This is a genomic window from Roseateles sp., from assembly GCF_049240545.1.
Taxonomy (GTDB): Bacteria; Pseudomonadota; Gammaproteobacteria; order Burkholderiales; family Burkholderiaceae_C; genus Paucibacter_A.
Genome location: NZ_JBMLSK010000371.1, coordinates 65,817 through 90,487, shown reverse-complemented (window position 1 = coordinate 90,487; position 24,671 = coordinate 65,817). Strand labels below are relative to the sequence as shown.

The following is a 24,671-nucleotide window of genomic DNA, read 5'->3' as shown; positions in this document are numbered from 1 at the left end:
TCAAGCGGCCCGCAAGCAATCGACGATCTTCAACCTTGCTGCACGCCAGGCTGGGATGAAACCGCCGACAAAACCCATGAACAGCGAGAACAGCAGCGTCTGCCAGACGATGGCCGGCGTCAGCTTGAACTGAAACGCCAGTTCCGAGAAGGTCTGGAAATTGGTGGTGCTGATGTTGACCGTTTGCATCAGCGAAGCAAAGCCCAGCCCGATGATGCCGCCCACCAGCGATAGCAGCAGGGACTCACCCATGAAGGCCAAGAGCACCGCGCTGCGCTGAAAGCCCAGGGCGCGCAGCGTGCCGATTTCGCCGATGCGCGAGGCCACGGCGGCGAACATGGTGATCATGGCGCCGACGATGGCGCCGATCGAGAAGATCACCGAGAGCGAGGTGCCCAGGATGCTGATGAACTTGGCCAACGCCTCGCTTTGCTCGGCGTAGAAAACGGTTTCACGCTTCAATTCGACGGTGATGCGCGGGTCGTCCGCCAACTTGGTCTTGATGGCTTCCAGCTGGCTTGCGTCGGCCAAACGGAACACCACACTGGAAAAGGCATTGCGGCGAAAGGCTTGCAGCATTTGCTCGGCATCGCCCCAGATCTCGGAGTCAAAGCCGGTGCGGCCGGCGTCAAACACGCCCACCACCGTCCAGTCGCGCCCAGCAAATCGCAGCGTTTCGCCCAGGCCGGCGCCGACAAAGCCTTTGGCAATGGCGCGGCCGGTGATGATCTCCGAGGTGCCGGGGCGGAACATGCGGCCCTCGACCAATTGCACCTGGGGGCGCAGTTGCAGGCCGCGTTCGCTGGTGCCGCGTACCGTCACATTGCTGGGTTTGCCGCTGCCGCGCTTGGGCAGGTTGTTGAGCACCACGGGTTCTTTGGTGACGAGGGGCTGGCCGCTGGCATCGGTGGCGATGCCGGGCAGGCCTTCCAAGATGGCCGCTTGGCCACGCTCAATGGCGCTGTTGATCTCAGCGCCTGCGCCCTTGCGCAGTGCGATCACATTGTCGCCTTGCCCGGTGGCGACCAGGGTGGCGCGAATGCCCTCGCTCATCATCAAGACGGTGGCAAACACATAGACCACCAAGGCCATGCCGCCGGCGGTCAGCAAGGTGGTGACGCGGCGCACCCAGAGGTTGCGGGCGATGTAGGACAGCGGAATTGCCTTCATGCCACGTGCCTCAGGCCCTGAACAATGTCGATGCGACTCATCTTCCACGCAGGCCAGGCAGCGGCCACCGCGCCCACAATCAGCGCCGCCAGGATCTGCAAACTCATGGTCAGCGATGACACCTGGAACACCGGGAACAGCGTGCCCACTGCCTTGGCGAAGCCGGCTGCCAGTGGCAGCGTCAGCGCCAAGCCGGCCAGGCCGCCCAGCAAGGCAATCAGCAAACTTTCGCCAAACAAGAGCTTCACCACAAAACCGGGTGCAAAGCCCAGCGCCTTGAGCGTGGCGTACTCGGCCAGCCGCTCTCGGGCGGTCATGGTCATGGTGTTGGCCATCACCGCCATGATGATGACGACGATGATGTAGCTGACCGCTTCGATCGCGATCAGGATGGCCTCGCTCATGGAGACAAAGCTGAGCTGAAAAGCGGACTCGGTTTCGGTCAGGGTTTCGGCCAGTGAGTTCTTGAAGTTCGCGTCGACCCGCTGCGACACCAGCGCGGCGTTTTGCGGCTCATTGATGCCGAGGATGTAGACCCCGACAAAGTCAGCCCGGCCGGGTGCGCGCTTGCGAATCGACTCGTTCAAAAAGCTCCAGTGAAACAGCAGCTGGCTTTCATCGGTCTTGGCCTCGGCGCCGTCCCAGATGCCGCGCAGGGTGAAGGTCCAGGTACCGGGGTAGATGGTGCCGCGAATCGGGATTTGGTCGCCCACCTGCCAACCGAATTTGTCGGCCAGCTTGCGGCCGACGATGGCGCCTTGGCGGTCGCGCAAAAAGGCCAGCCGTTCTTCGTCTTTCAAACGGTACTCGGGGTAGAGCGCCAGATAACTGACCGGGTCGACGGCAAACTGCGGGAAGAAATTGCGCTCGGAGATGTAGACCCCGCCAAACCAGTTGGACCAACTGATGCTGTTGACGCCTTCGATGCCCTTGAGCCGCTGGCCGTAGTTCATCGGCAAGGGGAAGGTCAGCGAGATGGCGCTGCGGGTCACCAAGCGGGTGCTGCTGGAGCCTTCCACGCCGGCGTACCAAGCGTCGATGATGGTGCGCAGCAGGCCAAAAGCGCAGATGGCCACCACCAGACCCACCAGCGTCAGCAGGGTGCGCAGCTTGTGGCGAAAGGCGTTTTTCAGCAGCAGCTTGAAGAGGAACATCGGTGCGGCGCTCGTGAGGACTTCTTCAGCCTTGGCGGGCCAGTTCTTCTTCGCTGACCAGCACGCCTTTTTCCAAATGCACCATGCGGCGGGCGCGAGCAGCGGCCTTCGGGTCGTGGGTGACCATGACGATGGTCTTGCCGAGATTGCGGTTCAGCTCATCGAGCAGGTCCAGCACTTCGCCGCCGGTCGTGCGATCCAGGTCGCCGGTGGGCTCGTCGGCGACGATCAGCATCGGGTCGCTGACCAGGGCGCGTGCGATCGCCACCCGCTGCTGCTGGCCGCCGGAGAGTTCGTTCGGGTAATGATCCATTCGATCGGTGAGCTTGACCATCTCCAGCGCGGCCTCGGCGTGCGCGCGTCGTTGGCGTGCCGACAAGCCGGTCAGCAGCAGCGGTAGCTCCACGTTCTCCAGCGCTGTCAATACTGGCAGCAGGTTGTAGAACTGAAAGATGAAACCAACATTGTGGGCGCGCCAATCGGCCAACTGACTTTCGCTCAAGGTGGCGATGTCGATGCCGCCAATCTCGATGCGGCCGCTGCTGGGCTGGTCGATACCGGCGATCAGGTTCAGCAAGGTGCTCTTGCCCGAGCCGCTGGGGCCCATCAGCGCCACAAAGTCGCCGGCCGGTACATCGAGCTGAATGTCCAGCAGCACCGGGATGTCCTGGCCGCCGCGCTGATAGGCCTTGGACAGATCGCGGATCTTGATCAGGGCGTCACTCATGGGCTTACTTGGTCGCCAAGCTGACTTGCTGACCAGACTTCAGTTTGTCAGAGGGCGCCAAGACAATGCGTTCGCCCGATTTGACGGCGCCGCTCACTTCAAGCACATCGCCCAGCTTGCGTCCGGCCTTGACTTCCACCGCCTCGACCACTTCTTTTTCGCCCTCGCGCTGAATACGGAAGAGCCACTGCTTGCCGTCTTTCTCGAGCAAGGCCTTGGGGTTGACGGCAAGGACCGGCTTTTGATCGGCGGCGCTGGCGGCTTGAGACAAGAAGCTCACCTTGGCGCTCATTTCCGGCAAGATGCGATGGTCCAGCTTGTCAAAGCGCACCTTGGTCATGACGGTGGCCTTGGCGCGGTCCACCGTGGGCACGATGCCGGCCACCTGGCCAGTGAAGCGCATCTCGGGCAGGGCGTCCAGCGTGATCTCGACCGGTTGGCCCTTGGTCGCTTTGGCCAAGCTGCCCTCCGAGACATCGGCCTCGACCTCCAGCGTGCTCAGATCGGCCATGGTGACCACCGCACCTTGGGAGCCGTTGGCATTGGAGAAGGGCGTGATCATGTCGCCGACATTGGCGTTTTTGTTCAGCACCACGCCGTCAAAGGGCGCCCGGATCTCGGTGTAGTCGCGGTTGACGTTTTGCACGTTCAGCACTGCCTGCGCCTGGGCCAGCGAGGCCTGCGCTTGCGCAATGCTGGCCTGGGCGGCGGCCTGGGCGGCGCGGGCGCTGTCGAGCCGGCGCTGGTTGGCGTCCAAGGCCTGGGCCGAGACAAAGCCTTGCGCTTGCAGACTCTTGCTGCGCTGCATCTCGGCCTCGGCATTGGCAAACTCGACTTGGGCTTGGCGCGCCTGAGCCTCGGCTTGACGCTGGCCAGCCTCGGCCTGGCGCACCCCGGCCAGGGCGGTGCCGATGGCGGCTTGCACATCGCTGGCGTCGAGCTTGGCGATGAGGTCGCCCTTCTTCAGCAGGCTGCCCTCGCGCACATACAACTCGACCAAGCGACCGCTGCCCTTGGAGGCCACGGCAGCGCGACGCTGGGCCACCACATAGCCGGAGGCGGTGAGCTGCAGGTATTGCTGCGAGGGGTAGCTTTGCAGCACGGTGCTGGCCTGCACTTCGGGCTTGGAGGGCTTCAACACCATCGCGGCCACGGCCAGCCCCAGGGCCCCGCCCAACCAAAGCGGCCAAGTCTTGCGACGGCGTTTCAAGCCGGTCGTCTGGCGGTCGATCTTCAATTGGCCCAGCGAGGAGGGGTTTGCGTCTGCCATGGTGTCAGCGTTGCCTTGAATTCGAGGTTAGGCGGATTGTGCACAGTTTTGCTCGGGTGTTCTGCACCGGGTGTTTCAGCCTTGCGGGTAGGATGCTCGTCGGTTGTTCAAGCGCTATTGATGGTGTTCAGAATTTTTTCTCTGCGGTGTGTCTTGCCCTTGCTGATGGCTGTTGGCGGATCGCCTTTGAGCGCCTCGGGCGCCTCGGGTGCCTCGGAAATGGGCCAAGAAGCGGCTGCCGGCTGCGACGCTCAGGTCGTGCCGCAGCGGGTGCTCGAAACGCTGAATGCTTTGCGCGCCCAAACGCGGACCTGTGGCGGCGCCATGCGTGCGGCCGGTGGTCCTTTGCGCTGGGATGCGCGTCTGGCCAGTTCGGCGCGCCGGCATGCGGCGGATCTGTCGCAAGGTGATGAACTCCGCCACCTGAGCCCGCAGGGCACAGGATTGCGGGAGCGCCTGCGGCGCAATGGCTACGCGGCTCAGCGCGCCGGCGAGAACCTGGCAGCCGGACAAGAGAGTCTGGAGGAGGTCTTGCAAACCTGGGCCACCAGTGCCAAGCATTGCGACAATTTGATGCAGGTCGAGTTCACCGAGGTGGGCATGGCCTGTGTGCTCGGCCCCGGGCGCTTTCAGCGCTATTGGGTGATGAATCTGGGGCGAGTGGCGGAAGAGGCTTGGCAGCCGCCGCGTTGAATCGCCTGAGGCCCGAAAATATTCAGGTTTTGTAGCTTGCGGTCGGCAAGTCAATCGGCCGCCGCGCGAACAGCCTGCGTCCTTCAAATCCAGCCGAGGTCAATCGCGCGCAGCACCGCCTGGGTGCGGTCGCGCACGCCCATCTTGGAGAAGATGGCCGAGCAGTGGTTCTTGATCACGCCTTCGCTATTGCCCAGCAAGGCGGCAATCTCGGTATTGCTGCGGCCGCTGGCCACCAGGCGCAAGACCTGCAGCTCTTTGGGCGAGAGCGGATCGGGCTGCTCGGTCGCCACAAAGGCGCGCTCGCCTTCTTTGACCGGGCGCTCCATGCGGGTGGTCAGCGAGGGGCGCAGCGCGGTGCCGCCATCGGCCACGTCGCGCAGCGCTTGCAGCAAGGTGTCGGGGCTGATGGCCTTGAGCAAGAAGCCGCGTGCACCGGAGCGCACCGCTTCGTCAAAGGCGCTGGAGTCGTCAAACGTGGTCAGCAGCACCACCGGCACATTCAGCGCGCGCGCCGCCAGGGCGCGGATCAGGCCCAGGCCGTCGAGCCGCGGCATGCGCATGTCCGAGAGGATCACATCGGGCATTTGCTCCAGGCCCAAGGAGGTGATTTGCTCCAAGGCTTCGGCGCCGTCGCAGGCCTCGCCGACGATGCGGATTTCATCGCTGAGGGCCAGCAAGCCCTTCAAGGCTTCGCGCACCAGTTGCTGGTCTTCCACCAGCAGCAGTTTGATTTCAGTGGTTTTCATACAGTCCTTGGGCAGCGCAGTTCAATTTTGAAGCCGGGCTGGTTGCGCAGCACTTGCATGCTGCCGCCCAACTCGGCCATCCGTTCGGCCATGCCTTGCAAGCCATTGCCCGGGGTCAGGCGGGGGGCGCCTTTGCCATCATCGTCGATGCTGACGCGGATCTCTTCGGCAGCGTTGCCGTCCGGTCGCGTTTGCACGCTCAAGCCGATGTGAACCCGGGACGCTTGCGCATGCCGCACGCTATTGGTGACCGCCTCTTGCACGCAGCGCAAGAGCGCATGAGCGACGCGCGGGCTGAGGTCGCGCGCGGCGGGGGCGATGTCGAGTTCGATGCGGATCAGCGCAATGCCTTCGGCCAGGGCTTGCAGCGCGGCGCTGAGGTCAATGCGCTGGGAGCCACGTTGTTGCGACACCGCTTCGCGCACATCGGCCAGCAGCTGGGCTGCGCACTCGCGCGCCTTTTCCACCGCCTGGCCGGCGCCCTCGGTCTTGCCTCGGTGCAAAAGGGCGCCGCCCAGCTGCAGCTGCAGATTGAGCGCGGTCAGATGGTGGCCCACCACATCGTGCAGCTCGCGCGCCATCAGGGTGCGTTCGCTGTAGCGCAGCTGCTCGGCCTGCAATTGCTCGGCACTCATGCGTTCGGCCAGCATTACCTGCAGCCAGCGGCGCTTCTCGGCCTCGGCGGCGGCCATGCGGCCCAGGCCAAAAGCCATGCCATGCAGGGCCACCATGGCCATCACCAGGCCCAGTCCATCCAGCCAGGCCGGAATCGCCGAGGGTCCGCTGGCGGCCACCGGCTCGGCCAGCGGCAACAGGGCGTTCAAGAGTAGGCTGACGCCGATCTGCGCCAGTCCGAAGAGGAAGGCCGCGCGCGAGGGCAAGACCACGGCGGCCAGCGCGGTGACCAAGAAAGGAAGGCCCGGGGTCACGCAGATCGCCAGCACATCAATCAAGACGAGGCGCGTCAAGGCATGGCGGGGCGGCTGATCGGCGCTGCCGATGACAGCCAGCCGCCAGTAAGCCCAGGCGAACAAGAGCACCAGCGCGAAGCAGCCGATCAACAGCTGCGGGTCATTGCTGGCTCCGCCCAGGCGCAGATAGATCGCGGCCACCGCACCGTCATAGGCATCGCTGCGATAGCCCAGCAGGCTGGCCACCGTGGCCGTCAGCTCCAGCAGGCAGACGGCCAACACGGCAATGCGCAGCACCACGCCGGGTTGGGCGATGCGGTCAAGCTGGCGATCGAGCGTGTTCAAAAGAGGGAGCGGGGCGGCTAGGCTGAAAGGGTCGGCAAGGGTGCCACAGCCCGTGGCTGCTGACCCGTGCCCTTGGTCATGCTGACCCCTTGTCTAAGGGTATGGCCTGAGCGATCACGCCGCCGCCCAAACAAACCTCGCCGTCATACAGCACCGCGCTTTGGCCCGGCGTGACGGCCCACTGCGCTTGGGCAAAGTCAAGCCGGAACTGCCCGGGCACCGGGGTGTCGGGCGAGAAGGCGCAGGCCGCATCGGCTTGGCGATAGCGGCTCTTGGCGCCGAAACCGCCGAACTTGGGCGGCGCGCTGGTCCAAGCGATGTCATCGGCGATCAGGCTTTGGCTCAGCAGCCAGGGGTGCTCATGGCCTTGCACCACATAGAGCGTGTTGTTCGCCATGTCTTTGCGCGCCACAAACCAGGGCGAGTGATCGCCGCCGCCGCGCGCCGCGCCTTTTTCTTTGACCCCGCCAATGCCCAGGCCCTGACGCTGGCCCAAGGTGTAGAAGGACAGGCCCAGATGCTCGCCCAGCTTGCGGCCGCGTTCGTCTTTGATGGGGCCGGGCTTGTGGGCCAGATAGCGGTTCAAAAACTCCCGGAATGGCCGCTCGCCGATGAAGCAAATGCCGGTGGAGTCTTTCTTCTTCGCATTCGGCAGACCGATTTCTTCGGCAATGCGGCGCACCTCGGTCTTGTGCAGCTCGCCCACCGGGAACAAGGTCTTGGCCAGCTGAGCCTGGTTCAGGCGGTGCAAGAAGTAGCTTTGGTCCTTGCTGTTGTCCACGCCTTTCAACAACTGGGTTTGACCTTCGAACTCGCGGACGCGCGCATAGTGGCCGGTGGCGATCTTGTCGGCGCCCAAGCGCATCGCATGGTCGAGAAAAGCTTTGAACTTGATCTCGGCATTGCACAGGATGTCGGGGTTGGGGGTGCGCCCGGCCTGGTATTCGCTCAGAAATGCGGCAAAGACCCGGTCTTTGTAGTCGGCGGCGAAGTTGACATGCTCGATCTCGATCCCGATCACATCGGCCACGGCGGCCGCATCAACGAAGTCGATATTGGACGAGCAGTACTTGCCGTTCTCGTCATCGCTGTCGTCGTCTTCCCAGTTCTTCATGAAAATGCCGACCACCTCATGGCCCTGTTTTTTCAAGAGGTAGGCGGTGACGGCGGAGTCCACGCCGCCGGAGAGCCCGACGACGATGCGTTGCTTGTGGTTCATGGCCTGAATTGTCCCGCATGGGCTGCGCCTTTGCGCCGTGACCCCTGCTTCTACAATCGCGCCACTTTCCTTAGGCGCGTCTTTTGCGCCCAGCCACCGAGCCCAGCCCCATGACCCAGCGCCCCTTAAAGATAGCCTCGCGAATCTCCGCGCTGGGGGAGCGCATTGGCTTCAAGGACAAGGCCAAGATCTACGCCGGCGCGCTGCTGCACCCGGAGTCCACCCGCCGCTGGCTGGCCTTTGTGGATCAACACCCAATGCTGGGCGGCGCCTTGAGCGTGCACCCCAAGCTGCTGACCAAGATCTACCGACCCTATTTCTCGACCCAGCTGGGCTGCGCCAGCCGGGTGGATCTGTTGATCGAGCATTACAGCTTTTTGATCAATCATGGCTGGTCCGATCTCTTGGCCGCCTCGGCTTTGCAGAACCAGACCCTGTGTGAGTTCGAGGGCAAATCGGGCGAGAAGTTTCAGCTGGAGCTGTCCGCCGTGCACGAAGGCCACCGCGAAGGCGAGCTGTGTTTGCGCCTGATGCTGGGCACCGAGATGGTGTTCAACGCCTCCTTCTTGTTTTTGCAGCGCCAGGGACGTCCTTGTGTGGCCATTGGCCGTTTGCAAGGCGGCAATTCCGACGGTGCGCGCGAGGCGGTGAAGAAGGCCACGCGCGACTTTTACGGTGCGCGGCCTTCGGCCGTCTTGGTGCAGGCGGTGCGTCAAATCGGGCTCTTGATGGGCTGCGAGAAGCTGCTCTTGATCAGCAACCGCGAGCGCATCGCGCTGAACCCTTGGCGTCGCCGCAAGATCACGTCTGACTACGACACGATGTGGACCGAGTTGGGGGCCACCCAAGGCGATTCGCGCCAGTTCGAGCTGCGCTGCGCCGAGGTGCCGGCGCCTGATTTGGCCGAGGTGGCCTCGAAGAAGCGCGCCGAGGTGAAGCGCAAGTTTGCGCTCTTTGATGAGATGTATGCCGGCTTGGCCCAGCGACTTGAGGGCTTGCAAGCAGGCCCGGCCGCCGCTAGTTCGACTTGATCAAGGGCGCATACAGCGAGGCATCGACCTGAATCGCCTCCAGCGGCAGGCGGCGCCCGCTCAGATGGTCTTCTACACAGCGCAAGACCAAAGGGCTGCGATGCCGAGGGGCGCTGGCGCGCAATTCTTCGGCTGTCATCCACACCGTGCGCACAATGCCGCGGTCCAAGGCCTGGCCGGCAATGGCCTCACCCACCGTTCCGGTGAAGGCCAGACGCACATAGGTGACATCCTCTAATCGTGCCGGGCGCACGAAGCGGGCCATATAAATGCCCAGCAAAGCCTCGGGCAGGAAGTGTCGGGCGGTCTCTTCCAAGGCTTCGCGCACCACCGCTTGCATGGGCGATTCCCCCGGGTCCAGATGGCCTGCCGGGTTGTTCAGCTGCAGGCCCTCGGGGGTTTCTTCTTCTACTAACAGAAAGCGCCCACGGTCTTCAATCACCGCGGCGACGGTGACCGCTGGCTTCCAGCGTTCGCTGTTGTTTGACATTCACGACTCCTTGTTCCCCAGGGATGCCCGGGTGTCACATAGCGGCTCTATTGTGTAAGCTCGTTGCAAGCATCCGGGGCGGCATCGCCTTTTGATGATCCTTTGTTGCAAGACAGTTCGGCGCCATTGCTGCGCAGGAGGGAAACGTCCATGCTGATAGGAGTTCCGCGCGAAAGTGCGGCCGGAGAGACGCGCGTGGCTGCCACGCCGGAAACGGTCAAGAAGCTGAAGGCCCAGGGTCATGTCTTGCGCATCGAGCGCGGCGCCGGTTTGGGCGCCAGCGTGACCGACGAGGCTTACACCGCCGTCGGCGCCGAGATTGTCGATCGTGCCCAGGCCTTTGCGGCCGACTTGCTGCTCAAGGTCAAAAGCCCCAACGCCGAAGAGTTGGCCCTGATCAAAACCGGCACGGCCTTGGTGGGCATGCTCAATCCCTTTGACCGAGATGGCTTGCAAGCCATGGCTTCGGCAGGGTTGACCTCTTTTGCCCTGGAAGCAGCGCCGCGTACATCGCGGGCGCAGAGCATGGATGTCTTGTCCAGCCAGGCCAATATCGCCGGCTACAAGGCGGTGATGATTGCCGCTGACAAATACCAGCGCTTTTTCCCCATGCTGATGACGGCGGCCGGCACGGTCAAGGCCGCGCGGGTGGTCATTTTGGGCGTGGGCGTGGCCGGCTTGCAGGCGATTGCAACCGCCAAGCGTCTCGGCGCGGTGATCGAGGCCTCGGATGTGCGGCCCTCGGTCAAGGAACAGGTCGAATCCTTGGGCGCCAAGTTCATCGATGTGGCTTATGAGACCGATGAGGAGAAAGAAGCCGCCGTCGGTGTGGGCGGTTATGCCCGGCCGATGCCGCAGAGCTGGCTGGACCGTCAAAAAGTCGAAGTGGCCAAGCGTGTGGCGCAGGCCGATGTGGTCATCACCACCGCCTTGATCCCCGGCCGCGCCGCGCCGGTGCTGGTCAGCGAAGACATGGTCAAGAGCATGAAGCCCGGCTCGGTGATTGTGGACTTGGCCGCGCCGAACGGCGGCAACTGCCCGCTGACCGAGGCCGGCACCACAGTGGTCAAGCATGGCGTGACCTTGGTCGGCGAGACCAATCTGCCGGCCCTGGTGGCGGCCGATGCTTCGGCGCTTTATGCCCGCAACATCCTCGACTTTTTGAAACTGGTCATCAGCAAGGAGGGCACTTTCCAAGTGCCCATGGATGACGACATCGTTGCAGCCTGCTTGGTGACCCAGGCCGGTGAAGTGACTCGAAAGGCCTGACGCCATGGAATTTGTCGATCCCACCATCACCAATCTGATCATCTTCGTGCTGGCTATCTATGTGGGCTACCACGTGGTCTGGACGGTAACCCCTGCTTTGCATACGCCCTTGATGGCTGTGACCAATGCGATCTCGGCCATTGTCATCGTCGGTGCCATGTTGGCCGCCGCCTTGACCGTCACCGATTTGGGCAAGCTCATGGGCACGCTGGCGGTGGCGCTGGCGGCGGTGAATGTCTTCGGCGGCTTCTTGGTGACGCGCCGCATGCTGGAGATGTTCAAGAAGAAGGACAAGAAGAAGTCCGAGGAGGCCAAGCCATGAGCATGAATCTTGTCACCCTGCTGTACCTGGTCGCCAGCGTCTTCTTCATCCAGGCCTTGAAGGGCTTGTCGCATCCGACCACCTCGATTCGCGGCAATCTCTTTGGCATGGCCGGCATGGCGATTGCCGCCGTGACCACGGCCGCGCTGATCGTCAAGTTGGCCCATGGCAGCGCTTTTGGCTTGACTTATGTGCTGGCCGGCTTGGTGCTTGGGGGCGGCTTGGGTGCCTATATGGCGCAAAAAGTCGAGATGACCAAGATGCCCGAGTTGGTCGCCTTTATGCACAGCATGATCGGCCTGGCGGCGGTTTTCATCGCGGCGACTGCGGTGTTGGAACCGGCGGCCTTTGGCATTACTTCAGCGGGCAGCATGCGCATCCCCGGTGGCAACCGAATCGAGCTGGCGCTGGGTGCCTTCATTGGCGCCGTCACTTTCAGCGGCTCGGTGATCGCCTTTGGCAAGCTCTCGGGCAAGTACAAGTTCCGCCTCTTTCAGGGGGCACCGGTGTCCTTTGCCGGCCAGCACAAGCTCAATCTTGCGCTGGGCTTGGCAGCGCTGATCAGTTGCTACGGCTTCTGGGAAACCCAATCCTGGGCCGCCTTCATCACCATTCTTGTGCTGGGCTTCGCGCTGGGCGTCTTGCTGATCATCCCCATCGGCGGTGCCGATATGCCGGTGGTGGTCTCAATGCTGAACAGCTATTCGGGTTGGGCGGCGGCCGGCATCGGCTTCTCGCTGAACAACGCCATGCTGATCATTGCTGGGTCCTTGGTGGGCAGCTCGGGTGCTATCCTCAGCTACATCATGTGCAAAGCCATGAACCGCAGTTTCTTCAATGTGATCCTGGGTGGCTTTGGAGGCGACGCCGCAGAAGCCTCGGCGGGCGGGGCGGTGCAGCGCTCGGTCAAGAGCGGCAGCGCCGACGATGCGGCTTTCATCTTGGGCAATGCCGAAACCGTGATCATCGTGCCCGGCTACGGCCTGGCCGTGGCGCGCGCCCAGCATGCGGTGAAAGAACTGGCGCACAAGCTGACCGAGAAGGGCGTGACCGTCAAATACGCCATCCACCCGGTGGCGGGCCGCATGCCCGGCCATATGAATGTGCTGCTGGCCGAGGCCGAGGTGCCGTATGAGCAGGTGTTCGAGATGGAAGACATCAACGCCGAATTCGCGCAAGCCGACGTGGCCATCATCCTCGGCGCCAACGATGTGGTGAACCCCGCCGCCCACGTCAAAGGCAGCCCCATCTACGGCATGCCGATTCTTGAGGCCTACAAAGCCAAAACCATCATCGTCAACAAGCGCTCCATGGCCTCGGGTTACGCGGGTCTGGACAACGAACTCTTCTACATGGACAAGACCATGATGGTCTTTGGCGATGCGAAGAAGGTGGTGGAGGATTTGGTGAAGGCGGTGGAGTGAGTGCCTGTGCATGATCCCCGATACAGGGGCAGCTCATGCACTTTTAAGGTGCGCTCCCTAGTTGCGCTATCGAATCCCCTGAGCCATTCGCGGCCTGGCATCGGAGAGAATCCGTCCCAAACGATCGGAGACAAGACCCATGCAGAAGACCTGGCTCAAGAACTACCCTGAAGGAGTTCCTGCCGAGATCCACGCCGAAGAGTACCCATCGCTGGTGAATATGATGGACTCGGCGTTCAAGAAGTACCCGAGCCAAGCGGCCTACAAGATGATGGGCCGGCAGATCACTTTCGCGCAGCTGGACGAGGCCTCACGGGCCTTGGCCGCCTATTTGCAAAGCCTGGGGCTGGAGAAGGGCGACCGCGTCGCGTTGATGATGCCCAATGTGATGCAGTACCCGGTGGCGGTGGCTGCCGTGCTGCGTGCTGGTTATGTGGTGGTCAACGTCAACCCGCTGTACACCCCGCGCGAGTTGGAGCATCAGCTCAAAGACGCCGGCGCCAAGGCCATCGTCATCCTTGAGAACTTTGCGACCACCTTGCAGCAGGTGATCCAGCAAACTCCGACCAAGCATGTCATCCTGGCCTCAATGGGCGATATGTTGGGCTTCCCCAAAGGCTTGATCGTCAATTACGTAGTGCGCAAGGTCAAGAAGCTGGTGCCGGCTTTCGAGCTGCCGGGCGCCGTGGCCTTCAACGATGCCGTCTCGCGCGGTCGCCAGCTGAGCTACAAGGTGCCTAACGTCGGGCCCAATGACATCGCGGTGCTGCAGTACACCGGCGGTACCACCGGTGTGTCCAAGGGCGCGGTGCTGCTGCATCGCAACCTGGTCGCCAATGTGATGCAGGCTGCGGCCTGGTATCAGCCCGCACTGAAGAAGATCCCGGCCGGTGAGCAATTGGTCAGTGTCTGCGCCTTGCCGCTGTATCACATTTTCGGTTTCACCACGAACATGATGTTGTCCATGCACGTGGGCGGCTGCAATGTCTTGATCCCGAACCCGCGCGATATTCCTGGCACTTTCAAGGAACTGGCCAAGCATCGCTTCCACAGCCTGCCGGCGGTCAACACCTTGTTCATGGCTATGGCCAATCATGCGGACTTCAATACCGTCGATTGGCGCGGTTTGGTGATCGCGGTGGGCGGCGGCATGGCGGTGCAGCAAGCCACCGCCAAGCTGTGGCTGGAGAAGACCGGCTGCCCCATCTGCGAGGGCTATGGCCTGAGCGAGACCTCGCCGGTGGCCAGCTGCAACCCGACGGACAGCACGGCTTACACCGGCTCCATCGGCCTGCCCATGCCCAGCACCGAGCTGTGCTTGCTGGACGACGCCGGCCAGCCGGTGGCGCCGGGCGAGCGCGGTGAGATCGCGATTCGTGGCCCGCAGGTGATGGCCGGCTACTGGCAGCGCCCCGATGAAACCGCGCAGGTCATGACGGCCGACGGCTTCTTCCGCACCGGCGATATCGGCACCATGGATGAGCGCGGCTTCTTCCGCATCGTGGACCGCAAGAAGGACATGATTCTGGTCAGCGGCTTCAACGTCTACCCGAACGAGGTGGAAGATGTGCTGACGCAGATGGACGGCGTCTTGGAGTGCGCCTCGGTCGGTATCCCCGATGCCAAGGCCGGTGAGGCGGTCAAGGTGGTGATTGTTCGCAAGAACCCGGCCATCACCGAAGCCGATGTGCGCGCCTATTGCGAAGCCAATCTGACCGGCTATAAGCGACCCAAGGTCGTCGAGTTCCGCGATGAGTTGCCCAAGACCCCGGTCGGCAAAATCCTGCGCCGCGAACTCAGAGACAAAAGCTGAGCCGGCAGCGCCTTCCAGCAATGCCAAAGCCGGGACCGAAGCCGATATCAGCCCCTTGGAATGGCAGCGTCTCTGTGGTTTCCTGGCCCGGCAGGCCTAGCGGTACCGGGGGCTGATGAAGGGTTGCCGCATGAACTAGGCGGTGAAGCGCTGCGTCGATCAAGGATGCCGCGCAAGGCTGACCAAAACGCGTTGAACTTGCTGGCACACTGCGAGCTTGTCTGTCTGCCCTGAGTCGAGTTCACCATGCCGCCGCGTTTTTTTGTCGACACCCCGCTGCCTCAGTTGTCCGTTGACACCTCGGATCTGAGCTTGCCGCCGGCCGCGGCGCGCCATGTGCAGGTTTTGCGCTTGCAGCCGGGCAGCCCGATCACCTTGTTCGATGGCTCCGGTTTTGAATGGCAGGCCGAAGTCGCCGCCATGGGCCGCAGCGAGGTGCGTGTGCATCTGCAAGCCCGCCAACTGGTGCAGCGCGAACTGCGCCAACACATTACCCTGGCCCTGGCCATGCCGGCCAATGACCGGATGGACGGCGTCGTCGAGAAGGCCACTGAATTGGGCGCTGGCGGCATTCAGCCTTTGATGAGCGAACGCTCGGTGCTGCGCCTGAGCGGCGAGCGGGCCGAGAAGAAACAAGCCCATTGGCGCGGCGTAGCGGTCGCTGCTGCCGAGCAATGCGGCCGCACCCGCATCCCCGAGATCGGCGCGGTGCAGTCCTTGGGCTCATGGCTGGCCGGCTTGGGCCCGCAGCCGGAGGGGCAACGCCGCTGGCTGCTCAGCCCGACGGCGGCTCAACCCCTGCAAACCCTGGCCGCAGCTCAGGCCGAGGCCACCCGCACCTTGGTGCTCAGCGGCCCGGAAGGTGGCCTGAGCCCGGCCGAGGAAGAGGCCGCGCGCGCGCAAGGCTTTGTCGCCGTGCAACTCGGCCCACGCATCCTGCGTGCCGACACGGCGCCGCTGGCGGTGCTGGGCTGGCTGGCGTTGTCGGAAGCCTGATACGCAGGCTAGCGTGACTTAGGCGGGGGCACTGCCCTCGTCTGTGCTGGCCTTGTCTTTGCGCGCCGAACCCTTGATCAGGTCGAAACGGAACAAGCGGCATTCGATCGGGCCGTTCCACATCGGGAACTTGCGAGATTCCTTCAGGCGCATCTTGCTGGGCAGCTTCATGTCGGGGCAGAGCAACCAGGCGGTCCAGCCGGCTGGGTTCAGCGTGTAGGCACGCTTCCAGTGCGAGGCCAGGCGGGGGAAGAAGTCGTCACCGCCATCGCGGGCCTCAGAGCCATAGGCATCGCGGCTCATCTGCACATTGCCGGCCTTGCCGCGCACCTCGATACGCTCGCCATAGGGCGGGTTCATCATGATGACGCCGGGCATGCCCTCGGGCAGCTCGGGCGCCGGCCGCTCCAAGGCATCGCCACCATTGAATTGGATGTACTGGGCCACGCCGGCGCGCTCGGCATTGCGGCGCGCGAAGTCCACCATGCGGAAGGACACATCGCTGCAGAAGATCGGCACCGCTGGCGCATGCTCGCGATCCTTGGCGGCTTGCTTGATGGCTTGCCAGCGACCGCGCAGCGGCACGAAGGGGAGTTGCTTTTCAAAGGCGAAGCGGCGTTGCATGCCGGCGGCCATGCCGCAAGCGATCTGCGCCGCCTCAACGGCGATGGTGCCGGAGCCGCAGCAGGGGTCGTGCAAGGCGCCGCCGGTCTCGGGCGTGCCTTTCCAGCCGGCGGCGGCCAGCATGGCAGCGGCCAGGGTTTCCTTCAGCGGCGCGTCGCCCTTGTCTTCGCGCCAGCCGCGCTTGAACAGCGGCTCGCCCGAGGTGTCGATATAGAGCGTGGCATCGGTCTCGCTCAGGTGCATCATCACTGGCAGATCCGGGAAGCGCGTGTCCACGCTGGGGCGCTCGCCGGTGGCGTCGCGCAGCACATCGCAGATCGCATCTTTGACGCGCAGATTGGCGAAGTTCAGGCTTTGCAGCGGCGAGTGGCGGGCGGTGGTGTCGACCCGAATCGTCTCCGCCGGTGTGATCCACTGCGTCCAGTCGATGCGGCGCGCCAGAGCGTAGATATCGTCCTCATGGCGATAGCCGCCCGAGATCAGCTCGATCAGCACGCGCTGCGCCAGTCGGCACTCGAGGTTGAGCTTCATCACGCCCTCGAGATCGCTCTTCAGCGCGATGCCGCCGCGCAGCACCTCGATATGGGTCTTGGGCAGGATGGCCCGCACTTCTTCGTCGAGCAAACGCTCCACGCCCGAGGGGCAGGAGACGAAGAGATAGTGCAGGTTCTTGGGGGATTCTTTGGCGGCCATGGGCGCTATTGTCCCAGGAAGCTCGCGGGCCGCCAGTTTGGCTCAGCGAAAGGGCATCAAGCGATCATCGTCAAAGATCATGCTGTAAGTGGTGCGCAGCACCACGCCGTCTTTGAAATGCACATTGAAACGCTGACGCTTGCCATCGGGCTCGCTGGGAATGGTCCAGTCCCAAACGTCCTCGCCGCTGAGCTTGAAGTACATGCGGCTGCGCTCCTTGCCCAGCACACGGCTGACTTGTTCGGGTGTCATGCCGGGCTGAATGCGGTTACGGCCGGAGAGCTGTAAGGTGTCTTCGATGCGGATGAGTCGCTCATCCGGCCCGATCTTGATCATGAAGCAGTGCTGCCCCATCGGTTGCTGCGAGTACTCCAAGGTGCGCCCGCCGTCGGCATCTGTCCAAACGCGCACCGCTTGGCCCATCCGCGCCACCACTTCGCTCGCCGGCAGGCCCGGCGTCAGGCCGCGCGCAGGTTCCAGACTTGCGCAGCCCATCAAGCTCATGAGCACAAAGGCCAGCAAGAAAAGCGATTTCAGTGGGCGTGTCATGGCTTGTGTCCGTCGAGTTGGGTCGTCATGAGCATGGCGTGCCTTGCCCCGTCCCCTTGAATTCAGCTGACCCGGCGCATGGTGGTGGTGCCGATCTTCATGCCTTCGCGGTACTTGGCGACGGTGCGGCGCGCGACTTGGATGCCTTGTTCTTCCAGCATGCCGGCGATGGCGCTGTCGGACAGCGGCTTGGCCGGGTTTTCCGCTTCGATGAACTGCTTGATCAGCGCCCGCACTGCGGTGCTGGAGGCTTCGCCGCCGGCCTCGGTGCTCAGGCCCGAGCCGAAGAAGTACTTCAGCTCAAAAGTGCCGAACAGCGTGTCCATGTACTTGGCGGTGGTGACGCGCGAGATGGTGGACTCATGCAGGCCCAGCTCATCGGCAATCTCGCGCAGCACCAGGGGCTTCATCGCCAAAGCGCCATGGGTGAAGAAGGCTTTTTGCCGCTCCACAATGGCTTGCGAGACCCGCAAAATGGTGTCGAAGCGCTGTTGAATGTTTTTGATGAACCAGCGCGCTTCTTGCAACTGGCCGCCGAGCGCGCTGTTGGTGATGCCGCCGCGCGTTTGGCGCAGGGCATTGGCGTACATCTCGTTGATGCGCAGCTTGGGTGCCACCTCGGGGTTGATGATGACGCGCAGTTCGCGTCCCACCTTGCGCACGATCACATCGGGGATCACCGCCGCCGCCGTGCTGCGTGCAAAGGCCCGGCCCGGCTTGGGCTCCAGCGAGACGATCAAGGCCTGCGCTTCGCGCAGCAAGGCGTCATCGGCGCCGGTCAGCGCCATCAGCTTTTTGTGGTCGCGCCGGGCCAGCAGTTCCAGATGGCGCTTGCAGATGATGATGGCAATCATCTGCGCTTGGCTGCGCGGCAGGGCGCGCAGTTGCAACTCCAGGCACTCGGACAAGTCCTTGGCGCCAACGCCGCTGGGCGTCATGTGTTGCAGCCATTTCAGCGCAATGCGCAGATGGTCGAGCAGATCCTCGCGTTCCTCAGCGTCTTCGCTGAGTGAGGCGGCGATCTCGTCCAGGCCGTCTTCCAGATAGCCGTCGTCGTTGAGCGATTCGATCAAGACATGCAAGGCCATGCGGTCGGCATCCGACAAGCCCATGCCCGCCATTTGCTGCACCAGATGTTCTTGCAAGCTGATCTCGCCGCTCGATTGGTCTTGGCGCTCGCCGTCTTCATCGCCGCCGCTGCCGCTGCTGTTGGCGGGTTGTTCGCGGATGCCGTCGAAGTCGTCACGCTCGGTGCCGTTCTCCCAGTCTTCGCGCTCGGTGCTGCCAAAGTCTTCGGCCTGAATCTCGGCCGGGCCTTCGCTGCCACCGCCCACTTCCAGATCGGCGCCGCTGTCTTCGGCGGCGGTGGCTTCACTGATGCTGCCGCGCATTTCGGCCAACTCGGGCGCGGCCACGCTGTAGTCCTCTTCGGTCTCCAGCAGCGGGTTTTGCGCCAGCATCTGGTCGACTTCTTGGTTCAGCTCCAGGGTCGATAGCTGCAAGAGCCGAATTGACTGCTGCAATTGCGGCGTCAATGAAAGATGCTGGCTCAGCCGAACCTGTAGTGAGGGCTTCATTTGTCAGCCCGTCAGGCCTGGCGCCGGGCCGCCCCAAGGCAGGCCTGCGCCCCCTCGGGGGGGAGAGCCCGCGCAGGACAAGCGCCTGCGCGCTTGTCCTTGGCTGGCGAGCGCCATGCGGCCTGCATGCCGCTTGGCAATGAACGGAGTGAGTGTGGGGGCTCCATCATTCACATGCGGAAGTTTTCGCCGAGGTAGACCTTGCGCACGTCGGCGTTGTCGACAATCTCGTCCGGTGTGCCTTCGGCCAGCACCGAACCCTCGCTGATGATGTAGGCGCGGTCGCAGATGCCCAGCGTCTCGCGCACATTGTGGTCGGTGATCAGCACGCCGATGCCGCGCGCCTTCAGGAAGCCGATGATGCGCTGGATCTCCAGCACCGCGATCGGGTCCACCCCGGCAAAGGGCTCGTCCAAGAGGATGAAGCGCGGCTGGGTAGCTAGAGCGCGGGCGATCTCAACCCGCCGGCGTTCTCCGCCCGACAAGGCGGGCGCCGGGCTGTCGCGCAGCGATTCGATGCTGAGGTCGTGCAGCAGGCCTTCCAGCAATTCATTGATGCGCTTGGGCGGCAGCGAGCGGCCATCCGGCCCGACTTGCAACTCCAGCACCGCGCGGATGTTTTGCTCGGTCGTCAGCTTGCGAAAAATCGAGGCTTCCTGAGGCAGATAGCTCAGGCCCAAACGGGCGCGTTGGTGGATGGGCAGATGTTCGACGGCCTGGCCGTCAATGCGGATCTGGCCAGCATCGGCGCGCACCAGGCCGACGATCATGTAAAAACTGGTGGTCTTGCCGGCGCCGTTGGGGCCCAGGAGCCCGATCACTTCGCCGCTGCCGACGCTCAGATGCACATTCTTGACCACGCGGCGCACGCCATAGCTTTTGGCCAGGCCTTCGGCTTCAAGGCGGCTGCGCGGGCCGGATTCCAAGGCGGCCGGCGGATGCGAGACGGCGGCGCTGTTCATGAGGGCTTGCGGGGCGGCTGCAACTCGGTGCTGGGTTTCAGCGGCAAGGCAGGCGCACTGGCCTCCGCGCCCCCAGTGGCTGCGGCACCGCGAGGCATCATCACCACGCGTACTCGTCCAGTGGGGTGGGGCGAACTTTGGCCCCCTTCGACGGTGAACACCTCGGTCCGGTTGTCGTACACGATCACCGCGCCGGTGACTTCGTCTCCGACCGCCGTCCCGACGGTGCGCCGCACGACCGCATTGCCGATGAAGCGCACGGCGTCGCTGCGGGTGTCGTATTCGATCTGGTCGGCAAAGCCTTCGATGGCCTCGCCCGGCACATCGCGAGCCTGGCGGAAGCTGACCTGCTTGCCGGTCTGTCCGCTGGCATAGGCTTGGTAATAGCCATCGCCGGTTTCGCGCAAGTCGACGCGTTCGGCGCGCAGCAAGATGCTGCCCTTGCTCATCACCACATCGCCGAGGAATTCGGTGCGCTGATTGGCGACATCAATGCGGCCGCCTCTTTCGGAGGCGATGTTCAGCGGCTTGAGGCGGTCCGCTTTTTCGGCCGACGCCGTCCCTGTTCCCAGGCTCAGCAAGGCGGCCACAACCAAGCCCAAGGCCTGTTGGCTCAGGCGTTCGGTGGCGGGGTTCATGGGGCGGAGCTCAGGGTTTTGCATGGCGGCACAATTCTTGCAGTTCATTCTAGCCCGAGCGCCGCTGTCCGAATGACTCAAGCCTTGCCGCGTACCAGCTTGATCAGGTGATCGGTCACGGCCAAGGCCTGTGCATTGCCCTTGGCCATGCTGGGCGCCGTCAGGAAACGGCCGCCCACGCCCATCGCGGGCACGCCTTCAACCTTGTAGTCGTTGGCCAGCTTGGCCATTTGGCCGATTCGGGTTTGGGCGCCAAAAGAGTTGAAGGTGGCGCTGAATTTGGCGGTATCGACACCCAGCCTGGCCATCAAGGCGGTGATGGCCTTTTCATCGCTCAAGCTTTCTTGCCCCACGTGGATGGCCTTGAACACCGCTTCATGCAGATCGCCCAAGCGGCCCATCGCTTCCAGCGTGTAGAACATGCGCTGGTGCAGTTTGTGCATGGCGCCAACGCCCACATGGATGCGGCGGACCACCACATCCGCTGGCAATTGCTTGCTCCAGGTGCTCAGCAGCGGGTCCAGGGCATAGCAGTGCGGGCAGGTGTAGAGAAAGAACTCGAACACCTCGATCTTGTTGCTTGCGCTGGCTGGCAATGCTTGGGCCAGGCGTTGGTAGTGCGTGCCTTCGATCGGCGTGCCGCCTTGGGCCCAACTCAGCTGGGGCAGCCCAGCGGCGGTCAGCGCGGCGGAGCCGAGCAGGCTGGCGTTGAAACGGCGGCGTGGAATCTTCATCATCGACTGTGTTTCCTTGTGAGTTGCGAGCCGGGCGGTTTTAGCCCTTGCGCTGGCGCGCCAGATTGATCAGGTGGTCAGCAACGGCAATCGCTTGCTTGCCTTGCAATTGTTCGGACTGTCCGCGAACGCCGGCTTTCGATGGCGAGGTCAGGAACATGCCGCCGATACCCAGGGCCGGCACACCATCGATCTGGTAAGCCTCGGACAGCTTGTTGGCTTGCTCGCACTTGGCGTTCATGCCGAAGTTGTTGAAGGCGGCCGAGAACTTGGCGCCGTCCAAACCCAGCTTGACGGCCAGTTCGGTGATGGACTTTTCGCTGTCCAGCGGCAGGCGCTCGACTTGGAAGGCGTGGAACACCCGCTCATGCAACTCGGCCTCTTTGCCCAGGGCTTCCAGGGCGAAAAACAGGCGCTGATGCAGCTTGTTGTAGGCGTTCCAGGAGACGTGGACGCGGCGGAAGCTCACGTCCGCCGGCAACTGCTTGACCCAGGCATTGAGTGTGGGATCAAAGGCGAAGCAATGCGGGCAACCGTACCAGAAGAACTCGATCACCTCGACCTTGCCCGGTTGTGCCAGCGGCAGGGGCTTGGCCAGGCGAAGGAACTGCTTGCCTTCGACCGGGCCGCCTTGGGCCTGCGCCACGCCGGGCAGGGCCGCAGCGATGGCCAGGGTCCCTAGACCCAATGAGCCCAGTGTGGCGGAAAAATCGCGTCGCTTGATCATCTTCAAATCCTAGGGCGGACAGTGGAATTCAGCTGTGAAATCAGGGGGGGTACTCAGGGCGCCTGCAAGGAGCGCCGCCGGGCTTCAACGCTGCACGCGGACCAGATTGGCTTCGATGCCAGCGGCCTCGACCTTCTTTTGCAATTCTTCGGCCTCATCGCGCACATCCATCGGGCCCAAGCGCACCCGTAGCACGGTGCGGCCCGATTGTTCGCGCTCCATCACCTTGGCGCTGAAGCCCAGCATGGCCAGCTTGGCGCGTTGCTGCTCGGCGTCTTCCGCTTTCACGAAAGCCCCGGCTTGCACAAAGTAGATGAAGGGGTCGGCCGCAGCGGCGGCTGCCGTCTTGGCATCGGTCTTCTTCTCTGCGGGCTTCTCGGCGGCCTTGTCGATGGGTTTCTCGACCGGCTTTTCGGCCGGCTTTGCGCTGGCCGTCGCTGCTGCGCTGGAGGCTGCCGGTGTGGCCGCCGTTGTGGCTGTTGTCGCTGCCGGCATCACGGCAGCCGAAGCGGCGCCATTGGGGGCCGGGGCCACGCCACCGACCACGCCGCTGGAGATCTTGGCGCCGGCCTTGCCGGCCAAGGGCGCGTTGGGGTCCCAGTTCTTGTTGCGGGCGGCTTCTTCGGCGTCGTTCTCGGCGGTACGTTGCGGCACCTTGTTGATGAAGGGCACCGGCACCTTGGTGATGTAGAGCGCCACGCCCAGGGCAACGGCCAGACCCAGCAGCAGGCCGACGATCATGCCCAGAACAAAACCCCCGCGTTGACTCTTGGCCTGACCTTTGGCTGCGGTCTTTTGTTGTGGCTTTGCGCCCTGTTGACTCATGCGTTCTCCGTGGACTCGTTGGCGACTTCGCGCGACATCACCTCGGGCGCGCTAACGCCCAACACCGTCAGTGCATTGCGCAGCACCTGGCGGGTGGCGGCCAGCAGGGCGACCCGGGCCTGGCTCAGCTCGGGCGCCTGGTCCAGCACGCGCTCGGCCGCATAGTAGCTGTGATAGCAGCCGGCCAGGTCGCGCAGGTAAAAGGCCACATCGTGCGGGGCCAGCGACTCGGCGGCGCTGCTGAGCATGCGCGGGTAGTCGGCCAGCTTCAGCATCAGCGCGGCCTCGGTCGGCGCGCTCAGCAGGCTCAGGTCGGCGCTCTTCAGCGTCGACTCATCGCCGCCGCGTGCCACCCAGTTGCGGATCACCGAGCAGATGCGGGCGTGCGCATACTGCACATAGAACACCGGGTTCTCGTCGTTTTGCTTCAGCGCCAGGTCGACGTCGAAGATGAACTCGGTGTCGGCCTTGCGCCCGATCAGGAAGAAACGCACCGCATCGCGGCTGGTCCAGTCGATCAGGTCGCGCAGCGTCACGTAAGAGCCGGCGCGCTTGGAGATCTTGACCTCCTCGCCGCCCTTCATCACCGTGACCATCTTGTGCAAGATGTAGTCGGGGAAGCCTTGCGGGATGCCCACCTCGGCCGCCTGCAAGCCGCCGCGCACCCGGGCAATCGTGCCGTGGTGGTCGCTGCCCTGCACATTGATGCACTTGCTGTAGCCGCGCTGGAACTTGTCGATGTGATAGGCCACATCGGGCACAAAGTAGGTGTAGCCGCCCTCGCTTTTACGCATCACGCGGTCTTTGTCATCGCCGTAGTCGGTGGTGCGCAGCCACAGCGCGCCGCCTTCTTCATAGGTCTTGCCATTGGCGATCAGCTTGGCGACGGTGTCTTCGACCCGGCCGCTGCTGTAGAGGCCGCTTTCCAGGAAATAGCTATCGAACTTGAGGCCGAAGGCCTGCAGGTCCAGGTCTTGCTCGTGGCGCAGATAGGCCACGGCGAACTGGCGGATGCTGTCCAGGTCTTCGATATCGCCGGAGGCGGTGAACTGGCGGTCATCGGCCACCACCGTCTTCTTGGCCAGGAAGGCGTCGGCGATGTCCTGGATGTAGTCGCCGTTGTAGGCGCTCTCGGGCCATCCGGCGTCGCCGGGCTTGATGCCCTTCAGGCGGCACTGGGTGGAATTGGCCAGGGTGGCGATCTGCACGCCGGCGTCGTTGTAATAGAACTCGCGGGTGACGTCCGAGCCCTGGGTCTTGAACAAGCTGCACAGCGCATCGCCCAGCGCGGCTTGGCGGGCGTGGCCCACATGCAGCGGCCCGGTCGGGTTGGCGGAGACAAATTCCACCATCACATGGCGATCATTGGCCGGCTGCTGGCCGAAGGCCTCGGCGGCGCCCAACACTTCGCTGACCACGGCCTGCTTGGCGGCGTCCTTCAGACGGATATTGATAAAGCCGGGGCCGGCAATTTCCAGCGCCGCCACCCAGGTTTGGAAGGCGGGCTTGGCATTCAGCGCATCAATCAGCGCCTGAGCCAGCTCTCGGGGGTTCTTTTTCAGCGGTTTCGCCAGCTGCATGGCGGCCGTGCAGGCGAAGTCGCCGTGGCTGGCCTGCTTGGGCGATTCAAAGGCGGCCGCCAGCGTGGCGCCGGGGCTGTTTTCCTGGATGGCTTCGCCCAGGGCGGCGAGCAGGTCGTGCTTGGCTTGGATCATGCAGCAATTCTACGGGTGCCTACCGCTGCCGCTTGCGTATGATG

Annotated in this window: 24 protein-coding genes; 7 read left to right on the top strand and 17 right to left on the bottom strand. The window is 63.6% G+C overall.

Going from position 1 to position 24,671, the window contains the following annotated elements:
- The 4 genes from ACOVRJ_RS22415 to ACOVRJ_RS22400 are packed head-to-tail and all read right to left on the bottom strand — an operon-like array spanning nucleotide 1 to nucleotide 4,321.
- Complete coding sequence (locus tag ACOVRJ_RS22415; RefSeq protein ID WP_422046037.1) at nucleotides 1-1,170, bottom strand: ABC transporter permease; 1,170 nt, start codon at nucleotides 1,168-1,170, stop codon at nucleotides 1-3.
- On the bottom strand, nucleotides 1,167-2,324 hold the full coding sequence (locus ACOVRJ_RS22410) for an ABC transporter permease (RefSeq protein WP_422046036.1): 1,158 nt from the start codon (nucleotides 2,322-2,324) through the stop codon (nucleotides 1,167-1,169). The genes ACOVRJ_RS22415 and ACOVRJ_RS22410 overlap by 4 nt, the downstream gene beginning before the upstream one ends.
- Nucleotides 2,325-2,349: 25 nt before the next feature.
- Complete coding sequence (locus tag ACOVRJ_RS22405; protein WP_422046035.1) at nucleotides 2,350-3,051, bottom strand: ABC transporter ATP-binding protein; 702 nt, start codon at nucleotides 3,049-3,051, stop codon at nucleotides 2,350-2,352.
- Between the two features lie 4 nt (nucleotides 3,052-3,055).
- Nucleotides 3,056-4,321 (bottom strand): efflux RND transporter periplasmic adaptor subunit, encoded by a 1,266-nt coding sequence (locus ACOVRJ_RS22400; protein WP_422046034.1) that lies wholly within the window; start codon nucleotides 4,319-4,321, stop codon nucleotides 3,056-3,058.
- Nucleotides 4,322-4,441: 120 nt separating this feature from the next.
- Between ACOVRJ_RS22400 and ACOVRJ_RS22395 the strand changes: the two genes are divergently transcribed.
- A complete protein-coding gene (locus tag ACOVRJ_RS22395; protein ID WP_422046033.1) occupies nucleotides 4,442-5,014 on the top strand; it encodes a CAP domain-containing protein in 573 nt (190 codons plus the stop codon).
- Nucleotides 5,015-5,097: 83 nt separating this feature from the next.
- Here ACOVRJ_RS22395 and ACOVRJ_RS22390 read toward each other — a convergent pair whose 3' ends face one another.
- The 3 genes from ACOVRJ_RS22390 to mnmA all read right to left on the bottom strand — a co-directional run bounded on the left by ACOVRJ_RS22390 (nucleotide 5,098) and on the right by mnmA (nucleotide 8,238).
- A complete protein-coding gene (locus ACOVRJ_RS22390) occupies nucleotides 5,098-5,763 on the bottom strand; it encodes a response regulator (protein WP_422046032.1) in 666 nt (221 codons plus the stop codon).
- Nucleotides 5,760-7,019, bottom strand: a complete 1,260-nt coding sequence (locus ACOVRJ_RS22385; protein ID WP_422046031.1) for a sensor histidine kinase — start codon at nucleotides 7,017-7,019, stop codon at nucleotides 5,760-5,762. The genes ACOVRJ_RS22390 and ACOVRJ_RS22385 overlap by 4 nt, the downstream gene beginning before the upstream one ends.
- Before the next feature lie 76 nt (nucleotides 7,020-7,095).
- Nucleotides 7,096-8,238, bottom strand: coding sequence for a tRNA 2-thiouridine(34) synthase MnmA (mnmA, locus tag ACOVRJ_RS22380; RefSeq protein ID WP_422046030.1), 1,143 nt, complete (start codon nucleotides 8,236-8,238; stop codon nucleotides 7,096-7,098).
- 110 nt (nucleotides 8,239-8,348) lie between these two features.
- Here mnmA and ACOVRJ_RS22375 point away from each other — a divergent pair, with 110 nt between their 5' ends.
- Nucleotides 8,349-9,269 (top strand): DUF535 family protein, encoded by a 921-nt coding sequence (locus ACOVRJ_RS22375; protein WP_422046029.1) that lies wholly within the window; start codon nucleotides 8,349-8,351, stop codon nucleotides 9,267-9,269.
- Here the strand turns inward: ACOVRJ_RS22375 and ACOVRJ_RS22370 are convergent.
- Nucleotides 9,256-9,759 carry an NUDIX hydrolase gene (locus tag ACOVRJ_RS22370; protein WP_422046028.1) on the bottom strand — a complete coding sequence of 168 codons (504 nt, stop codon included), beginning with the start codon at nucleotides 9,757-9,759 and terminating at the stop codon, nucleotides 9,256-9,258. The two genes, ACOVRJ_RS22375 and ACOVRJ_RS22370, sit on opposite strands and share 14 nt — an antisense overlap.
- Before the next feature lie 150 nt (nucleotides 9,760-9,909).
- Here ACOVRJ_RS22370 and ACOVRJ_RS22365 point away from each other — a divergent pair, with 150 nt between their 5' ends.
- The 5 genes from ACOVRJ_RS22365 (at nucleotide 9,910) to ACOVRJ_RS22345 (ending at nucleotide 15,583) form a co-directional block, all read left to right on the top strand.
- The gene (locus ACOVRJ_RS22365) at nucleotides 9,910-11,028 is read left to right on the top strand and encodes a Re/Si-specific NAD(P)(+) transhydrogenase subunit alpha (RefSeq protein WP_422046027.1); all 1,119 of its coding nucleotides are present in this window, start codon (nucleotides 9,910-9,912) and stop codon (nucleotides 11,026-11,028) included.
- A gap of 4 nt (nucleotides 11,029-11,032) precedes the next feature.
- Nucleotides 11,033-11,350, top strand: coding sequence for an NAD(P) transhydrogenase subunit alpha (locus ACOVRJ_RS22360; protein WP_422046026.1), 318 nt, complete (start codon nucleotides 11,033-11,035; stop codon nucleotides 11,348-11,350).
- On the top strand, nucleotides 11,347-12,774 hold the full coding sequence (locus ACOVRJ_RS22355) for an NAD(P)(+) transhydrogenase (Re/Si-specific) subunit beta (RefSeq protein WP_422046025.1): 1,428 nt from the start codon (nucleotides 11,347-11,349) through the stop codon (nucleotides 12,772-12,774). The genes ACOVRJ_RS22360 and ACOVRJ_RS22355 overlap by 4 nt, the downstream gene beginning before the upstream one ends.
- A 139-nt stretch (nucleotides 12,775-12,913) precedes the next feature.
- Complete coding sequence (locus tag ACOVRJ_RS22350) at nucleotides 12,914-14,587, top strand: long-chain-fatty-acid--CoA ligase (RefSeq protein ID WP_422046024.1); 1,674 nt, start codon at nucleotides 12,914-12,916, stop codon at nucleotides 14,585-14,587.
- 246 nt (nucleotides 14,588-14,833) lie between these two features.
- Complete coding sequence (locus tag ACOVRJ_RS22345; protein ID WP_422046023.1) at nucleotides 14,834-15,583, top strand: 16S rRNA (uracil(1498)-N(3))-methyltransferase; 750 nt, start codon at nucleotides 14,834-14,836, stop codon at nucleotides 15,581-15,583.
- 18 nt (nucleotides 15,584-15,601) lie between these two features.
- Here the strand turns inward: ACOVRJ_RS22345 and ACOVRJ_RS22340 are convergent, their stop codons facing one another.
- From ACOVRJ_RS22340 to argS, 9 genes are all read right to left on the bottom strand, one after another.
- Complete coding sequence (locus ACOVRJ_RS22340) at nucleotides 15,602-16,900, bottom strand: THUMP domain-containing class I SAM-dependent RNA methyltransferase (RefSeq protein WP_422046022.1); 1,299 nt, start codon at nucleotides 16,898-16,900, stop codon at nucleotides 15,602-15,604.
- A 42-nt stretch (nucleotides 16,901-16,942) separates the two neighbouring features.
- Nucleotides 16,943-17,449: a hypothetical protein gene (locus tag ACOVRJ_RS22335; RefSeq protein WP_422046021.1), complete on the bottom strand. Its 507-nt coding sequence runs from the start codon at nucleotides 17,447-17,449 to the stop codon at nucleotides 16,943-16,945.
- Between the two features lie 62 nt (nucleotides 17,450-17,511).
- Nucleotides 17,512-19,026, bottom strand: coding sequence for an RNA polymerase factor sigma-54 (locus ACOVRJ_RS22330; protein ID WP_422046020.1), 1,515 nt, complete (start codon nucleotides 19,024-19,026; stop codon nucleotides 17,512-17,514).
- Nucleotides 19,027-19,196: 170 nt separating this feature from the next.
- Complete coding sequence (gene lptB / locus ACOVRJ_RS22325; RefSeq protein ID WP_422046019.1) at nucleotides 19,197-19,988, bottom strand: LPS export ABC transporter ATP-binding protein; 792 nt, start codon at nucleotides 19,986-19,988, stop codon at nucleotides 19,197-19,199.
- A complete protein-coding gene (lptA, locus tag ACOVRJ_RS22320; protein WP_422046018.1) occupies nucleotides 19,985-20,626 on the bottom strand; it encodes a lipopolysaccharide transport periplasmic protein LptA in 642 nt (213 codons plus the stop codon). Before lptA ends, lptB begins: the two co-directional genes overlap by 4 nt.
- Before the next feature lie 77 nt (nucleotides 20,627-20,703).
- Complete coding sequence (locus ACOVRJ_RS22315; protein WP_422046017.1) at nucleotides 20,704-21,363, bottom strand: thiol:disulfide interchange protein DsbA/DsbL; 660 nt, start codon at nucleotides 21,361-21,363, stop codon at nucleotides 20,704-20,706.
- A 37-nt stretch (nucleotides 21,364-21,400) separates the two neighbouring features.
- On the bottom strand, nucleotides 21,401-22,087 hold the full coding sequence (locus ACOVRJ_RS22310) for a thiol:disulfide interchange protein DsbA/DsbL (RefSeq protein WP_422046016.1): 687 nt from the start codon (nucleotides 22,085-22,087) through the stop codon (nucleotides 21,401-21,403).
- 84 nt (nucleotides 22,088-22,171) lie between these two features.
- The gene (locus tag ACOVRJ_RS22305; protein ID WP_422046015.1) at nucleotides 22,172-22,912 is read right to left on the bottom strand and encodes an SPOR domain-containing protein; all 741 of its coding nucleotides are present in this window, start codon (nucleotides 22,910-22,912) and stop codon (nucleotides 22,172-22,174) included.
- Nucleotides 22,909-24,627, bottom strand: a complete 1,719-nt coding sequence (argS, locus tag ACOVRJ_RS22300; RefSeq protein WP_422046014.1) for an arginine--tRNA ligase — start codon at nucleotides 24,625-24,627, stop codon at nucleotides 22,909-22,911. The genes ACOVRJ_RS22305 and argS overlap by 4 nt, the downstream gene beginning before the upstream one ends.
- Between the last annotated feature and the right edge of the window lie 44 nt (nucleotides 24,628-24,671).

What these genes read in the sequence shown, in the direction of transcription:
- lptB (WP_422046019.1), bottom strand. Translation starts at nt 19,988, where the DNA reads ATGAACAGCGCCGCCGTCTCGCATCCGCCGGCCGCCTTGGAATCCGGC.
- ACOVRJ_RS22370 (WP_422046028.1), bottom strand. Translation starts at nt 9,759, where the DNA reads ATGTCAAACAACAGCGAACGCTGGAAGCCAGCGGTCACCGTCGCCGCG.
- ACOVRJ_RS22405 (WP_422046035.1), bottom strand. Translation starts at nt 3,051, where the DNA reads ATGAGTGACGCCCTGATCAAGATCCGCGATCTGTCCAAGGCCTATCAG.
- ACOVRJ_RS22350 (WP_422046024.1), top strand. Translation starts at nt 12,914, where the DNA reads ATGCAGAAGACCTGGCTCAAGAACTACCCTGAAGGAGTTCCTGCCGAG.
- lptA (WP_422046018.1), bottom strand. Translation starts at nt 20,626, where the DNA reads ATGAACCCCGCCACCGAACGCCTGAGCCAACAGGCCTTGGGCTTGGTT.
- ACOVRJ_RS22395 (WP_422046033.1), top strand. Translation starts at nt 4,442, where the DNA reads ATGGTGTTCAGAATTTTTTCTCTGCGGTGTGTCTTGCCCTTGCTGATG.
- argS (WP_422046014.1), bottom strand. Translation starts at nt 24,627, where the DNA reads ATGATCCAAGCCAAGCACGACCTGCTCGCCGCCCTGGGCGAAGCCATC.
- ACOVRJ_RS22400 (WP_422046034.1), bottom strand. Translation starts at nt 4,321, where the DNA reads ATGGCAGACGCAAACCCCTCCTCGCTGGGCCAATTGAAGATCGACCGC.
- ACOVRJ_RS22340 (WP_422046022.1), bottom strand. Translation starts at nt 16,900, where the DNA reads ATGGCCGCCAAAGAATCCCCCAAGAACCTGCACTATCTCTTCGTCTCC.
- ACOVRJ_RS22415 (WP_422046037.1), bottom strand. Translation starts at nt 1,170, where the DNA reads ATGAAGGCAATTCCGCTGTCCTACATCGCCCGCAACCTCTGGGTGCGC.
- ACOVRJ_RS22335 (WP_422046021.1), bottom strand. Translation starts at nt 17,449, where the DNA reads ATGACACGCCCACTGAAATCGCTTTTCTTGCTGGCCTTTGTGCTCATG.
- ACOVRJ_RS22360 (WP_422046026.1), top strand. Translation starts at nt 11,033, where the DNA reads ATGGAATTTGTCGATCCCACCATCACCAATCTGATCATCTTCGTGCTG.
- ACOVRJ_RS22315 (WP_422046017.1), bottom strand. Translation starts at nt 21,363, where the DNA reads ATGATGAAGATTCCACGCCGCCGTTTCAACGCCAGCCTGCTCGGCTCC.
- ACOVRJ_RS22390 (WP_422046032.1), bottom strand. Translation starts at nt 5,763, where the DNA reads ATGAAAACCACTGAAATCAAACTGCTGCTGGTGGAAGACCAGCAACTG.
- ACOVRJ_RS22410 (WP_422046036.1), bottom strand. Translation starts at nt 2,324, where the DNA reads ATGTTCCTCTTCAAGCTGCTGCTGAAAAACGCCTTTCGCCACAAGCTG.
- mnmA (WP_422046030.1), bottom strand. Translation starts at nt 8,238, where the DNA reads ATGAACCACAAGCAACGCATCGTCGTCGGGCTCTCCGGCGGCGTGGAC.
- ACOVRJ_RS22330 (WP_422046020.1), bottom strand. Translation starts at nt 19,026, where the DNA reads ATGAAGCCCTCACTACAGGTTCGGCTGAGCCAGCATCTTTCATTGACG.
- ACOVRJ_RS22375 (WP_422046029.1), top strand. Translation starts at nt 8,349, where the DNA reads ATGACCCAGCGCCCCTTAAAGATAGCCTCGCGAATCTCCGCGCTGGGG.
- ACOVRJ_RS22365 (WP_422046027.1), top strand. Translation starts at nt 9,910, where the DNA reads ATGCTGATAGGAGTTCCGCGCGAAAGTGCGGCCGGAGAGACGCGCGTG.
- ACOVRJ_RS22355 (WP_422046025.1), top strand. Translation starts at nt 11,347, where the DNA reads ATGAGCATGAATCTTGTCACCCTGCTGTACCTGGTCGCCAGCGTCTTC.
- ACOVRJ_RS22310 (WP_422046016.1), bottom strand. Translation starts at nt 22,087, where the DNA reads ATGATCAAGCGACGCGATTTTTCCGCCACACTGGGCTCATTGGGTCTA.
- ACOVRJ_RS22305 (WP_422046015.1), bottom strand. Translation starts at nt 22,912, where the DNA reads ATGAGTCAACAGGGCGCAAAGCCACAACAAAAGACCGCAGCCAAAGGT.
- ACOVRJ_RS22345 (WP_422046023.1), top strand. Translation starts at nt 14,834, where the DNA reads ATGCCGCCGCGTTTTTTTGTCGACACCCCGCTGCCTCAGTTGTCCGTT.